The sequence below is a fragment of the Geomicrobium halophilum genome, from assembly GCF_014207655.1.
In the GTDB taxonomy this organism is placed as follows: domain Bacteria; phylum Bacillota; class Bacilli; order Bacillales; family Marinococcaceae; genus Geomicrobium; species Geomicrobium halophilum.
Genome location: NZ_JACHHJ010000007.1, coordinates 1 through 13,194 on the forward strand (window position 1 = coordinate 1; position 13,194 = coordinate 13,194).

General features: G+C 44.5%; 11 protein-coding genes, 2 tRNA genes and 1 other annotated feature. All 13 genes read left to right on the forward strand.

The genetic code is table 11. The annotated features are described in order from the left end of the window. The first annotated feature begins 108 nt into the window (after positions 1-108). The 13 genes from HNR44_RS16695 (at position 109) to cysE (ending at position 13,191) form a co-directional block, all read left to right on the forward strand. Positions 109-185, forward strand: a tRNA-Ile gene (locus HNR44_RS16695). A gap of 29 nt (positions 186-214) precedes the next feature. After that, positions 215-290 (forward strand) — tRNA-Ala (locus tag HNR44_RS16700). A 206-nt stretch (positions 291-496) separates the two neighbouring features. Continuing rightward, on the forward strand, positions 497-967 hold the full coding sequence (locus HNR44_RS16705) for a CtsR family transcriptional regulator (protein ID WP_184405572.1): 471 nt from the start codon (positions 497-499) through the stop codon (positions 965-967). A gap of 19 nt (positions 968-986) precedes the next feature. After that, entirely contained in the window at positions 987-1,529 is a 543-nt protein-coding gene (gene mcsA, locus HNR44_RS16710; RefSeq protein ID WP_184405575.1) for a protein-arginine kinase activator protein McsA, read from the forward strand. Then, positions 1,529-2,617, forward strand: coding sequence for a protein-arginine kinase McsB (gene mcsB, locus HNR44_RS16715; RefSeq protein WP_184405578.1), 1,089 nt, complete (start codon positions 1,529-1,531; stop codon positions 2,615-2,617). Before mcsA ends, mcsB begins: the two co-directional genes overlap by 1 nt. After that, the gene (locus tag HNR44_RS16720) at positions 2,614-5,073 is read left to right on the forward strand and encodes an ATP-dependent Clp protease ATP-binding subunit (RefSeq protein ID WP_221434340.1); all 2,460 of its coding nucleotides are present in this window, start codon (positions 2,614-2,616) and stop codon (positions 5,071-5,073) included. The genes mcsB and HNR44_RS16720 overlap by 4 nt, the downstream gene beginning before the upstream one ends. A gap of 110 nt (positions 5,074-5,183) precedes the next feature. Further along, on the forward strand, positions 5,184-6,572 hold the full coding sequence (gene radA / locus HNR44_RS16725; RefSeq protein ID WP_184405580.1) for a DNA repair protein RadA: 1,389 nt from the start codon (positions 5,184-5,186) through the stop codon (positions 6,570-6,572). A gap of 12 nt (positions 6,573-6,584) precedes the next feature. Further along, positions 6,585-7,658 (forward strand): DNA integrity scanning diadenylate cyclase DisA, encoded by a 1,074-nt coding sequence (gene disA, locus HNR44_RS16730; RefSeq protein ID WP_184405583.1) that lies wholly within the window; start codon positions 6,585-6,587, stop codon positions 7,656-7,658. A 179-nt stretch (positions 7,659-7,837) separates the two neighbouring features. After that, positions 7,838-8,962, forward strand: coding sequence for a PIN/TRAM domain-containing protein (locus HNR44_RS16735; protein ID WP_184405585.1), 1,125 nt, complete (start codon positions 7,838-7,840; stop codon positions 8,960-8,962). A 348-nt stretch (positions 8,963-9,310) separates the two neighbouring features. Then, the gene (gene ispD, locus HNR44_RS16740) at positions 9,311-10,027 is read left to right on the forward strand and encodes a 2-C-methyl-D-erythritol 4-phosphate cytidylyltransferase (RefSeq protein WP_184405587.1); all 717 of its coding nucleotides are present in this window, start codon (positions 9,311-9,313) and stop codon (positions 10,025-10,027) included. Beyond that, positions 10,005-10,487 carry a 2-C-methyl-D-erythritol 2,4-cyclodiphosphate synthase gene (gene ispF / locus HNR44_RS16745; protein WP_184405590.1) on the forward strand — a complete coding sequence of 161 codons (483 nt, stop codon included), beginning with the start codon at positions 10,005-10,007 and terminating at the stop codon, positions 10,485-10,487. Before ispD ends, ispF begins: the two co-directional genes overlap by 23 nt. Before the next feature lie 50 nt (positions 10,488-10,537). After that, positions 10,538-12,007 (forward strand): glutamate--tRNA ligase, encoded by a 1,470-nt coding sequence (gltX, locus tag HNR44_RS16750; protein ID WP_184405593.1) that lies wholly within the window; start codon positions 10,538-10,540, stop codon positions 12,005-12,007. A 185-nt stretch (positions 12,008-12,192) separates the two neighbouring features. Then, positions 12,193-12,414: a binding site (T-box leader), on the forward strand. Positions 12,415-12,540: 126 nt separating this feature from the next. Then, complete coding sequence (cysE, locus tag HNR44_RS16755) at positions 12,541-13,191, forward strand: serine O-acetyltransferase (protein WP_184405596.1); 651 nt, start codon at positions 12,541-12,543, stop codon at positions 13,189-13,191. The last annotated feature ends 3 nt before the right edge of the window (positions 13,192-13,194 follow it).

A 13,194-nucleotide genomic window follows, 5' to 3' on the forward strand; every position in this document is an offset into this window, starting at 1 on the left:
TGGATCACCTCCTTTCTAAGGAGCACAGGGGCCTTCTAGCCGAAGGCCCGAACGACACGCTTTAGCTTTCATTCAGTTTTGAGCGGGCAACTGCTATCTTGAGTAGATGGGCCTGTAGCTCAGTTGGTGAGAGCGCACGCCTGATAAGCGTGAGGTCGGTGGTTCGAGTCCACTCAGGCCCACCATCTTAACTCAAGCCTATAATTAAATATACGGGGCCTTAGCTCAGCCGGGAGAGCGCCTGCTTTGCACGCAGGAGGTCAGCGGTTCGATCCCGCTAGGCTCCACCATTTTTTAACGAACACAGACAGCATTGCTAGTCTGTTTTTTTTATGTAGAAGTTTATTAAAGTAAAAGGCATGAATGGATTTAATGAGGGCTATGCTGGTATAAGGGATGTTAATTTTGTGAAAACCTCTATGACGCATTGCTTGCAACTGAAGAGAATATATATTATATTATAGTCAAAGATAGTCAAGGTCAGGAGGTGAAAGGGTTGGGACAGAATATATCCGATGTAATCGAACGTTACTTGAAATCAATAATGACTGATCAAGAGCGGGATTTAATTGAAATTAAAAGAAGTGAACTTGCAAAGCATTTTGAATGTGTACCTTCTCAAATTAATTATGTCATTCGTACTCGGTTTACTGTTGAGAAAGGATATATTGTAGAAAGTAAAAGAGGGGGGGGTGGCTACATCCGTATTACGAAAGTGCAGCATACGGACCACCTCGATTTATATGATCAATTAATCGAGCTTATTGGGGGTTCGATTGATCAAGATACTGGAAAAAGTATTATACTGCGTTTATTAGAGGAAGGCGCGATTAGTAAACGTGAAGGTAATATTATGCTCGCAACGATTGAGCGAGAGGTCATTGCTCTACCAATGCCATCTCACCGTGATGCCATTCGTGCGAACGTACTGAAAGCCATGCTATCAAGTTTAAAATATAAAATATAAACAGAGGGGAGCGGAGCTGATGCGGTGTCAGGAATGTGATCATCGGAAAGCTACACTACATTTCACGAAAATCGTTAATGGTAAAAAAAATGAAATGCATCTTTGTGAAATGTGTGCAAAAGAAAAAGGGGATGATTTACCCGGTTCCAATAGTTATTCCATCCACGACCTTCTGTCTGGCTTACTAAATCTAGATCCGAGTATAGGAACGAATGTTGGCTATTCTCAACGGGCAAATCAAGAGGAGGCTCTTCGCTGTCAAAAGTGCGGATTATACTATAAAGATTTTGTAAAGAATAGCCGATTTGGATGTTCCCATTGTTACAAAGCATTTAGTGCTAAACTAGATCCGATCCTCAAGCGTGTCCACGGGGGGAATCATACACATACTGGTAAGATTCCAGAACGTGCAGGCGGACGGTTGAAGGTCCAACGAGAGGTAGCGAAGTTAAAAGCAGAAATGCAGGAGCACATTCATAATGAGGAATTTGAACGTGCGGCCGAAGTCCGGGATCGGATTCGGAATCTTGAAGATGCACAGGGGAAGGAGGGAGATGAATAATGTCTTTAGAGAAGTTTATCTCTGAAGCAATCAGCCCTTGGATGAAAGAAACAGGTCCTGATGATGACATTGTTATGAGCACTCGTATAAGGTTGGCTCGAAATGTTGAGGAATTTCCCTTCCCGTTTAAGTCATCTGAGGATGCGTCAAAAGCACTTTATAAACATGTGCATGAGCGCTTGCCACAACCGAGTGATGAACGGATTGGAAAACTGACGTGGATACCGATTGATGGTCTTTCAGAGATCGAAAAGACGGTCCTTGTAGAAAAACATCTTACAAGTCCCCAGCTTGCTGAAGAATCAACGCAGGCAGCCGTTGTGTTGAACAACGACGAATCGGTCAGTATGATGGTAAATGAAGAGGATCATTTAAGGATTCAATGCTTGTTTTCTGGTTTTCAACTTGGGCCAGGTTATAAGGTAGCGAGTGATCTTGATGATTGGATTGAATCCTATGTGGATTATGCTTTTGATGAGAAAAAAGGATATTTGACCAGTTGCCCTACAAATGTTGGTACAGGGCTGCGTGCCTCCGTGATGATGCATCTTCCGGCGCTGACCACTACGAAACAGTTGAATCGAATTTTACCTGCGATTAGTCAATTAGGTCTTGTTGTTAGAGGAATTTACGGCGAAGGTAGCGAAGCTAGAGGGGACCTCTTTCAAATTTCTAATCAGATGACGCTTGGAAAGTCAGAAGAAGATATCATTGAGGAACTGCGTGGTGTTGTTCTTCAACTCATCGAACGCGAACGTATGACAAGGAAAAATTTGCAAGAGCATAATCAATTACAACTGGTTGATCAAGTTCATCGTTCCTACGGAATTCTGGCAAACAGCCGAATCATCGAATCCAAGGAAGCTGGGAGACACTTATCCAACCTTCGGTTAGGGATTGATCTTGATTTAATTCAAGGTATACAGGGTAATATCCTTAATGAGTTGATGATTTTGATTCAGCCTGCTTTTCTCCAACAGTTTGCAAAGCAACAATTATCCCCGGAAGAACGTGATGAAAGGCGGGCAACGTTAATTCGTGAGAGGTTGAAATTAGAAAATCTTAATGATGGAGGTGACCGACCATGATGTTTGGCCGCTTTACAGAGAGGGCGCAGAAGGTTCTTGCGCTTGCACAGGAAGAGGCTGTTCGGCTTGGTCATACGAATATAGGAACGGAGCATATTTTGTTAGGATTGCTTCGGGAAGGCGATGGAATTGCTGCTAAAGCTCTACAAGCACTTAACTTAGCTTCGGATCAGGTCCAACAAGAGGTCGAAAATCTTATTGGCCATGAAGGAAATGGGGCTGTAAACAAACAAACTCCTCATTACACTCCACGTGCAAAGAAAGTGATTGAACTTTCCATGGATGAAGCACGTAAGCTTGGTCATTCATACGTTGGAACGGAGCATATCCTTCTTGGTCTAATTCGAGAAGGTGAAGGGGTAGCAGCACGTGTGCTAAATAATTTAGGTGTAAGTCTGAACAAAGCACGTCAACAAGTGCTGCAACTGCTCGGTAGCAATGAATCTTCCGGAAGCAATACTCAGCAAGGTGGAGGTGCAGCTGGAGGAAGCGTCAATACACCAACGCTTGATAGCTTGGCACGTGATTTAACAGCAGTAGCAAAAGAGGAAAATCTTGACCCTGTTATTGGAAGGGAAAAAGAAATTCAACGCGTCATTCAGGTTTTATCAAGAAGAACGAAAAATAACCCTGTATTAATCGGTGAGCCGGGCGTTGGGAAGACGGCTGTAGCTGAAGGTCTTGCCCAATCCATTATTTCCAACGAAGTTCCGGAGACATTACGGAATAAACGGGTCATGACCCTTGATATGGGGACGGTTGTTGCCGGTACAAAATACCGTGGGGAATTTGAAGATCGTTTGAAAAAAGTGATGGAAGAAATTCGTCAAGCCGGTAATGTAATTTTATTTATTGATGAACTCCACACATTAATCGGTGCCGGCGGTGCGGAAGGCGCAATTGATGCTTCTAACATTTTAAAGCCTTCTCTGGCACGTGGAGATCTTCAATGTATTGGGGCCACCACCCTTGATGAATATCGCCGTTATATTGAGAAGGACGCGGCTCTTGAGCGTCGTTTTCAACCCATTCAGGTTGACGAACCTACATTAGAAGAATCCGGGCAAATTCTAAGTGGGCTCCGTGATCGCTACGAAGCGCATCACCGGGTGACGATTACGGATGAGGCGATTGAGGAAGCAGTCAGAATGTCTGATCGTTATATTTCAGATCGTTATCTTCCGGACAAAGCCATTGACTTGATAGATGAAGCTGCTTCAAAGGTAAGGCTTCGTTCGTATACAGCCCCGCCAGATTTAAAAGAGATGGAACAAAAATTGGATGAAACCCGTAAGGAAAAAGATGCAGCTGTCCAAAGCCAGGAATTTGAAAAAGCAGCATCTCTTCGGGATAGCGAACAACGTCTGCGTCAAGAGCTTGATCAACTTAAGGATGAATGGAAGGAAAAACAGGGGCAAGAGAATACGGAAGTTACAATGAATGATATTGCCGAAGTTGTTGCGAGCTGGACCGGTATTCCTGTCACCAAGCTAGCTGAGGAAGAGACAGAGCGGCTGTTGCGGATGGAAGACATCCTACATGGGCGTGTTGTTGGGCAAGATGAAGCTGTCGTGGCAGTTTCTAAAGCAGTGCGTCGTGCACGTGCTGGCTTAAAAGATCCTAACCGTCCGATTGGGTCATTTATCTTCCTGGGACCTACCGGGGTCGGGAAGACAGAACTCGCACGTGCCGTTGCGGAAACGCTCTTCGGTGATGAAGAGGCCGTATTACGGATCGACATGTCGGAGTATATGGAAAAATATACAACGAGCCGACTCGTAGGCTCCCCTCCTGGATATGTCGGTTATGATGAGGGTGGTCAACTAACGGAGAAAGTTCGTCAGCGCCCCTATTCGGTTATTTTATTGGACGAAATTGAAAAAGCACACCCTGATGTATTTAATATTCTGTTACAGGTGTTAGAAGATGGCCATCTTACAGACTCTAAGGGTCGTAAGGTAGACTTTAGAAATACGGCCATTATTATGACCTCTAATGTGGGGGCTGCTTCCCTCTTGCACAACAAATCAGTAGGATTTGCGACCAATAATTCTGACCATAAATATGAAGATATGAGAAATAAGGTGCTCGAAGAACTAAAGAAAACGTTCCGTCCAGAGTTCTTAAACAGAATCGATGAAACGATTGTCTTCCACAGCCTTGAGAAGAAACACATTAAAGAAATCGTAGGCCTCATGGCAGATGAATTGAAAAAACGTTTAAATGAACAAGAAATTGACTTTGAACTAACGGATGAAGCCCAAAACAAAATTGCCGATGAAGGGTTTGACCCTGAATATGGGGCACGTCCACTTCGCCGTGCTCTGCAAAAGCAAGTGGAGGATCGTTTGTCGGATGAATTGCTAAGGGGCAATATCGAAAAGGGGCATACAGCCGTCATTGATTATAAAGATGGCCAGTTCGAGGTTGAATTAAAGTCAAAAGCTCCGACGTAAGGGTCTATGAAGCCGGGTAAGCAAGCACCCGGCTTTTCTATTCACATTCAGTTTTGTGAAGCAATGAGTCAGGCATTACCTTACATACAATGACATCAAGGAGGAGCAGGATGGCGAAAACAAAGACAAAATTTATTTGTCAGGAATGCGGCTATGAATCTCGGAAGTGGATGGGACGCTGCCCTTCATGCCAAAACTGGAATACACTCGTTGAAGAGATGGAGACCCCAACATCAAAACGGGCTGAAGGTACGGGGCGTGCCAACGTTTCAAATCGTCCACAGCCAATAAGTCAGATTAGCCGTGAAAATGAACAACGCATGACGACGAAACTTTCGGAATTAAACCGGGTGCTCGGTGGAGGCATTGTTCCGGGGTCGCTCGTCCTTGTAGGCGGGGATCCGGGGATAGGAAAATCTACGCTTCTTTTGCAACTTTCAGCGCTTTTGGCAGAGGAAAATAAAAAAGTGTTGTATATTTCAGGGGAAGAATCGGTCAAACAAACGAAAATGCGGGCTGAACGTTTGCACGCACATGCGGATGCATTATATGTGCTCACGGAAACGGACACTGTGGTGATTGAGCAAGCGGTGGATATGGTTCAACCGGACCTCGTTATCATTGATTCCATCCAGACCATGCAGACACCGGATATCACATCCGCACCTGGAAGTGTTGCTCAAGTACGAGAGTCAACATCTGCCTTTATGAATTTGGCGAAGTCACGGGGCATATCTGTTTTTGTTGTCGGGCATGTAACGAAACAGGGGGCGATTGCCGGACCGAAAATGCTTGAACATATGGTAGATGCGGTGCTCTATTTCGAAGGGGAGCGCCATCACACATTTCGAATTTTGCGTGCGGTGAAAAATCGATTTGGTTCTACAAATGAAATTGGCATTTTTGAAATGAATGAAGAAGGCTTGCGTGAAGTCCTTAACCCTTCAGAAATTTTTCTGGAGGAGCGATCAGAAGGTGTTGCGGGCGCAACTGTCACGGCATCTCTAGAAGGCACACGTCCGGTTTTGGTGGAACTACAAGCACTAGTAGCCCCAACTAGTTATGCCAACCCCCGGCGTACAGCGACAGGGGTTGATCATAATCGGGTTGCTTTATTAATGGCAGTCTTGGAAAGACGGGTAGGTATGCTCTTACAAAATCAAGACGCTTACATTAATGTTGCCGGAGGCGTTAAGCTTGATGAGCCGGCAGTTGATTTGGCTATTGCCGTAAGCATTGCTTCGAGTTTCCGCAATCAAGTGACGAGACCGACCGATGTTGCCATTGGTGAGGTTGGTTTAACAGGAGAAATACGCAGGGTTTCCCGGATTCAGGAAAGGGTAAATGAAAGTGCAAAATTAGGGTTTGAGCGGTGCATCATTCCTTCCAAAAATATGGGGGGATGGAAAACACCTGATCATATGCACTGTATCGGAGTTGGTACCCTTGAAGAAGCGTTGGACGTGATGCTTGAAGAGCGGGCAAGAACGTGGTCATAGGGAGGTGCACAAATGAAAGATCGTGATCGTGCGCACTTTATCAACAATGTCTTTCCATTTTTGGCTCCAGGTACACCGCTAAGGGAGGGTGTTGATAACGTGTTGCGTGCCCGTACAGGCGGATTAATTATCGTCGGCTTCAGTGATTCCGTAAGGAAAATTGTGGATGGAGGTTTTCAAATTGAGGCTGATTATACACCTGCCCAACTTTACGAATTAGCGAAAATGGATGGTGCGATTATTCTGAGTAAAAATGCTCAGAAAATTTTATTCGCAAATGTACAGCTTGTCCCGGATAGTAAAATTCATTCAAATGAAACTGGCATGCGGCATCGGACAGCTGAACGTGTGGCTAAAACAACGGGAGAGTTGGTGATTGCCATATCCGAACGCCGGAACGTGATTACGCTCTATCAAACAGATCACCGCTATACCCTCAAGGATATGGGGGTCATCCTTACCAAGGCAAACCAGGCTATTCAAACACTGGAAAAATACAAAGCCGTATTGGACCAGAGCATTACCAATCTAGGTGCCTTGGAATTTGAAAATCTCGTTACTTTTCAAGACGTTTCACAAGTCATTCATCGAGTGGAAATGGTTTTAAGAGTGAAAAGAGAGCTGATTACGTATGTTCATGAGCTAGGGAACGAAGGGCGATTGATTACGATGCAACTCAATGAGCTCTTAAATAATGTAGAACAAGAAGCGTTTTTACTACTGAAAGATTATGTGAATGATGAGCAAATTGATGCTTCGGAAGCCTTTCATGATTTGCAGGTTCTTTCCGAGCGAAAACCACTGAATGATGATATGATTTTACGATTGCTTGGGAAGGCACGGAAAAAAGAGGATCAGGATCGGACATTGCTTCCGCGTGGATACCGTTTGCTGCATAGAATTCCTCGCCTGCCATCATCGATTATCGATAATATCGTCGATTATTTTGGAACACTAGATGCTTTTAGTCATGCAAGTTTAGAGGAATTAGACAGGGTAGAGGGGATTGGTGAAACAAGGGCGAATATGGTGAAGGAAGGGATTCAGCGGGTACAAGAACAATTGTTTATTGATCGTCATATTTAATCCTACTGATAAGGTTTTGTAAGGTCTACACTTTATAATAGGAGGGAAACACTCTGTGTAAGCAGGGGTGTTCCTTCAACCATAAATGCTACTTGGAAAATTTTTAAATGAAACTGAGTTTCAGAGGTTAGATTAAACACCATTTGGTTATAATAATGAGGTCAGGGAGGTGAATGATCATGTTAAAAAGAATGGTGCAAGTGTTTTTTGTCGTCGTAGGCGGGGCCCTTGGTTTTATATTTATATCTGAACTTATTTCATCCTTAGATCATGTGGAGCTTCCTGCTTGGTTATTAAATGAATATGTAGGCGGCGGTATTGGCGCATTGTTATTCTTTATTCTATCAATGTGGGTGGCTGACCCCATTGTGAAGGCATTAGGCGTGATCGAGGAAGCGATCATAAAAGCGCCGATCACGAATGTATTATTTGGCACGTTAGGTTTAATGTTTGGGTTAATGGTAGCCTTTCTCATCGGTCTTCCTTTAGGGGAAGTGCAGATACCCGTGATTAGTCAGGTGGTCCCCATATTTATGACTGTTATATTTGGGTATTATGGTTTTAGAATTGGTTCGCAAAAGCGGGATGAGATTGTCGCTCTCGTAGGGAACTTAGGAAGAAACGCGAATAAAGAACGGAAAAAAGATGATGGAAGCACCGATCATTATCTGGGAGATGAAAACTCTCAAAATGCATTTCCTCTGAAGATCTTTGATACGAGCGTGATTATCGATGGACGAATAGCTGATGTATGCCGGACAGGGTTTCTTGAAGGCACAGTTGTGATCCCTAAATTCGTTCTTGATGAGCTGCAGCATATCGCGGATTCATCGGATGCACTGAAACGCAATCGAGGACGTCGCGGCCTTGATATTCTTAATCAAATCCAAAAAGAGCTTCCGGTTCAGGTGAAAATTGAAGATATTGATTTTGAAGATATTCAAGCCGTGGATAGTAAACTTGTAAAACTAGCACAAACAACTTCTGGAATTGTTGTAACGAATGATTTTAATTTAAATAAAGTGTGCGATTTGCAAGGGGTAGCTGTCTTAAATATTAACGATCTGGCTAATGCTGTTAAACCTGTTGTGCTGCCAGGGGAAGATATGTCTGTCCAAGTGATCAAGGATGGAAAAGAAGAGGATCAAGGAGTTGGCTACCTGGATGACGGAACGATGATTGTCATTGAGGATGGTCGGTCATACATCGGACATCAGATTGATGTCGTTGTTACGAGTGTGCTTCAGACAAGTGCCGGCCGGATGATCTTTGCTAAACCGAAAATGATGGAAAAAGCCCTTTAATTTTTAACGTATAGGTTAAACCTATCGCTACGTGAGCAAATCGTTAAGATATTTATCATCTTTATGGTGTGTGTTTTATAGAGGAGGACAAAAACAAACATGACGCTTCGCGGCACTCCCTACGAAGGAAAAGTGGTTTCCGTTGTTTGTCCCCGGGCGTTTTGAACATCTTCTTATCATTATCGCCGCGGAAGGCTTGGCAAAGCTGCCAGTTGCTTTCCGCGGTCTTTCGATTGTATGATAATGATTGTAATTCTAAGAACGAGTTCAAAAAGGGAAATTCAACAGCACGATTACTGATGTTTCCGGACTTTTTTGAACATCCTCTAAAAGGGGTGCACCATACCTATGACGTATACGGTCATCATACCTGCAGCTGGGCAAGGGAAGCGCATGAATGCAGGCAGAAACAAGCAGTTTTTACAAATTCGGTCCCTTCCCCTCATTATCCGTACACTGCAAGTGTTCCAAAAGGATGAAGCTTGCCACCAAATTATCGTTGTTGCAAATTTCGATGAAATCGAGGATATGAAACAATTATTTGCTCATTATGAGGTTACAAAGGTTCAGGCTGTTGTCTCTGGAGGGAGAGAACGACAAGAGAGCGTCTATGCAGGTCTACAAGAAATTAACCATGATGAGGGTGTTGTGTTAGTTCATGATGGTGCCCGTCCTTTCGTCCGGCAGGAAGAGATCCATCAATTGATCAATAAAGTCTCTGCGAATGCTGGTGCGGTGCTGGCGGCAAGGGTGAAAGATACAATTAAAAAAGGCTCCGCTGACCAGATCGTCACCGAAACGTTGATGCGTGATGAGCTTTGGTCGGTGCAAACACCACAAGCTTTTCCTGTCGAACTTCTTAAGCGGGCTCATGAGGGAGCTAGAACATCGGAGTTCCTTGGAACGGATGATGCAAGTCTTGTTGAGCATATCGGCGGTCATATCCATCTTGTTCCAGGAAGTGAAGAGAATATAAAGTTAACAACTCCTTATGATATCAGTATTGCTGAGATGATTTTAGAAGGTAGAAAGGAAGATCAGCATGAGAATAGGGCAAGGCTTTGATGTACATACCTTTGCAAAAGGTGAGTCGCTGATTGTTGGCGGCGTAAACATCCCTTATGAATGGGGGCTCAAAGGGCATTCAGATGCCGATGTTTTGCTTCACGCCATTGCTGATGCCTGTCTTGGTGCGATCGCAGAAGGGGATATTGGTCACCATTTTCCAGATACAGACCCTACGTTTTCTGGTGCTGATTCTGCCGGGTTATTAAAAGACGTGTACGCGTTGGTCGAGGGCAAAGGATATACACTTGGAAATCTGGATTGTACGATTGTAGCCGAGAAACCTAAGATGGCTCCTTACATTTCACCAATGCGGGAAAAAATTGCTGAGCTATTGCAAGCCGAAATCTCTCAGGTGAATGTGAAAGCGACCACGTCCGAGAAAATGGGATTCACAGGCCGTAAGGAAGGGATGGCAGCAATGGTTACGGTTTTACTACAAAACAAATCATGTTCATGATACAATCTTATAAGAAATGATAAGGACGTAAGAATAGGAAGGGATTAGCGATGACACAAGAAGTGCGTGTACGGTTTGCGCCAAGCCCAACAGGACATTTACATATCGGTGGCGCAAGGCAGGCTTTGTTTAATTATTTGTTTGCCCGTCATCATAACGGAAAGTTTATCGTACGGATTGAAGATACGGATCAGGCTCGTAATATTGAAGATGCAACTGATAAATTAATGCAAAGCCTGAAATGGCTCGGTTTGGATTGGGATGAAAGCATTGAAAACGGGGGGCCATACGCGCCGTACCGCAGCAGTGAACGTTTCGGCATCTACGAAAAATATCTTAAGCAATTGATCGAAGAAAAAAAGGCCTATTATTGTTATATGACAACAGAGGAGCTGGAGGCTGAACGGGAAGCGCAGGTCGCCCGCGGTGAGATGCCTATGTATAGCGGGCGGGATCGCGATTTAACGAGAGAACAACAGCAGGCCTACGAAGAACAGGGGATTCAACCTGTCGTCCGTTTCCGGGTCCCTGACGATGAGGATTCGGTTGTTATTGATGACGTGATCCGCGGGGAAGTGAGTTTTGATACGGACGGGATTGGTGACTTTGTTATCGCTCGTTCTGATGGTGTACCGACGTATAACTTTGCTGTTGTCATCGATGATTATTTGATGAAGATATCACACGTGATCCGTGGGGAAGAACACTTATCCAATGCGCCGAGACAAGCTCTTTTATATAACGCATATGGGCTTGAACAGCCGCGCTTTGCCCATGCCCCATTAATTCTTAATGAAGATCGGCAAAAAATGAGCAAGCGGGATGAAACGATCATGCAATTCGTTGAGCAATATAGGGATTCCGGATATTTACCGGAAGCTCTCTTGAACTTCCTGGCTCTCCTAGGATGGTCTCCAGGTAGTGAAGAAGAAATTTTCACGATGGATGAACTGATTGAAAAATTCAGCCTTGATCGTGTCTCAAAAGCTCCGGCTGTCTTTGACAAGGATAAGCTTGCTTGGGTGAACAATCGATACATGAAAGATGCAGACCCCGAGCGGCTGACAGACCTTGTGATTCCACATTTGCAAAAAGCAGATCAGCTGGATGAAAATTACACCAACGAAGATCGTGAATGGTTGAAAAAACTCGTTGAGATTTATCAAGAACAAATGCACTACGCAGAGGAATTTGTGGAGTTAACTTCCCTTTTCTTCCAATCAACGATTTCCTATGAGGGCGATGCGCGAACGGTGCTCTCTGATGACCACGTCCCAGAAGTGATGGCATCATTTTCTGAGCAACTGAATAACGTAGAAACATTTGAAGCCCCTGAAATCAAAAAGGCGATAAAAGCTACACAAAAAGAAACGGGGCATAAAGGGAAGCAATTGTTCATGCCTATTCGGGCAGCAGTGACCGGACAAACGCACGGCCCAGAATTACCTCAGGCGATCGCGCTTCTTGGCAAGGAGACGGTACAGGCAAGGCTCGAAGAGGCCCGTCATTTAGAAAAATAGACGAGAGTTTTAGTCACTATGTCCTTTTTGTACACGTATATAATAGTATGTATTCAAATAAGAGCCGAGAGTTTGTGAAGACGTAGCTTTTGAGAGCTAAAGCACTTTCCAGAATGTTGCCTTCATAACAGGGGAGTGAAGAAGTTAGCTGACGGAGATCGAAGGGTTATTGTTCATTCTTATATAGAAGCACGTTGATAAGGAAGAGTAAGCGGGTGCGTTTCTTTCCAGAGACAGCTGCAATGGTGGAAGCAGCTGAAGAAATACTCGCTGAATGCCCCTTAGAGTCTTTAGTTGAACAACAGTAGGCTAAAGCGGGTCACGACCGTTACCTCGTATAAGTGGAGCTGTTCAGATATTCCCTAATGGCTCTAACAGAGTGGGACCGCGTGATAAACGTCTCTGTGCGAATAAGCACAGAGTTTTTTTTATTTAACGGATTAGGTTAAACTAAATAGAAGAAATGCTAAGCTCGGGTAAATGAATAGCAGTCAAGGAGAGGAGAATGACTGCATAAGCATGAGGGGGAAGCTATGTGGCGGAGATTTAAGCGAGATTTAGATGTGGTCTTTTCCCGGGATCCAGCGGCAAGAAACCGTTTCGAGGTCGCTTTGACATATTCAGGTGTGCATGCAGTTTGGAGTCATCGCATTGCCCACTGGCTCTGGCGTAAGCGCCGTTATCTGCTGGCACGACTGCTTTCGCAAATCAGCCGTTTTTTTACCGGGATTGAAATCCATCCTGGTGCTGTAATCGGGGAGCGTTTATTTATCGATCACGGCATGGGAGTTGTCATTGGAGAAACGTGTGAAATTGGTAATGATGTCACCATCTATCAAGGCGTGACGCTTGGTGGAACGGGGAAAGAAAAAGGAAAAAGGCACCCGACAATTGAAGATCATGTATTACTCGCAACGGGTGCAAAAGTGTTGGGGTCGATGCGAATCGGGCACCATTCCAATATTGGGGGTGGAGCAGTTGTACTCAATGAAGTTCCGCCCAATTCAACGGTTGTAGGTATCCCTGGACGGGTTGTTGTCCAGGATGGGGTGAAGGTCAATCACGACCTACAGCACCACCTTTTGCCAGATCCCGAAGATGACCGTTTTACGGCGCTAGAAAAAGAAGTAGAAAGGCTACGACTAGAGCTTAAAGAGCTCAGGAAGAAAACGGAACAGGAGTGAAAA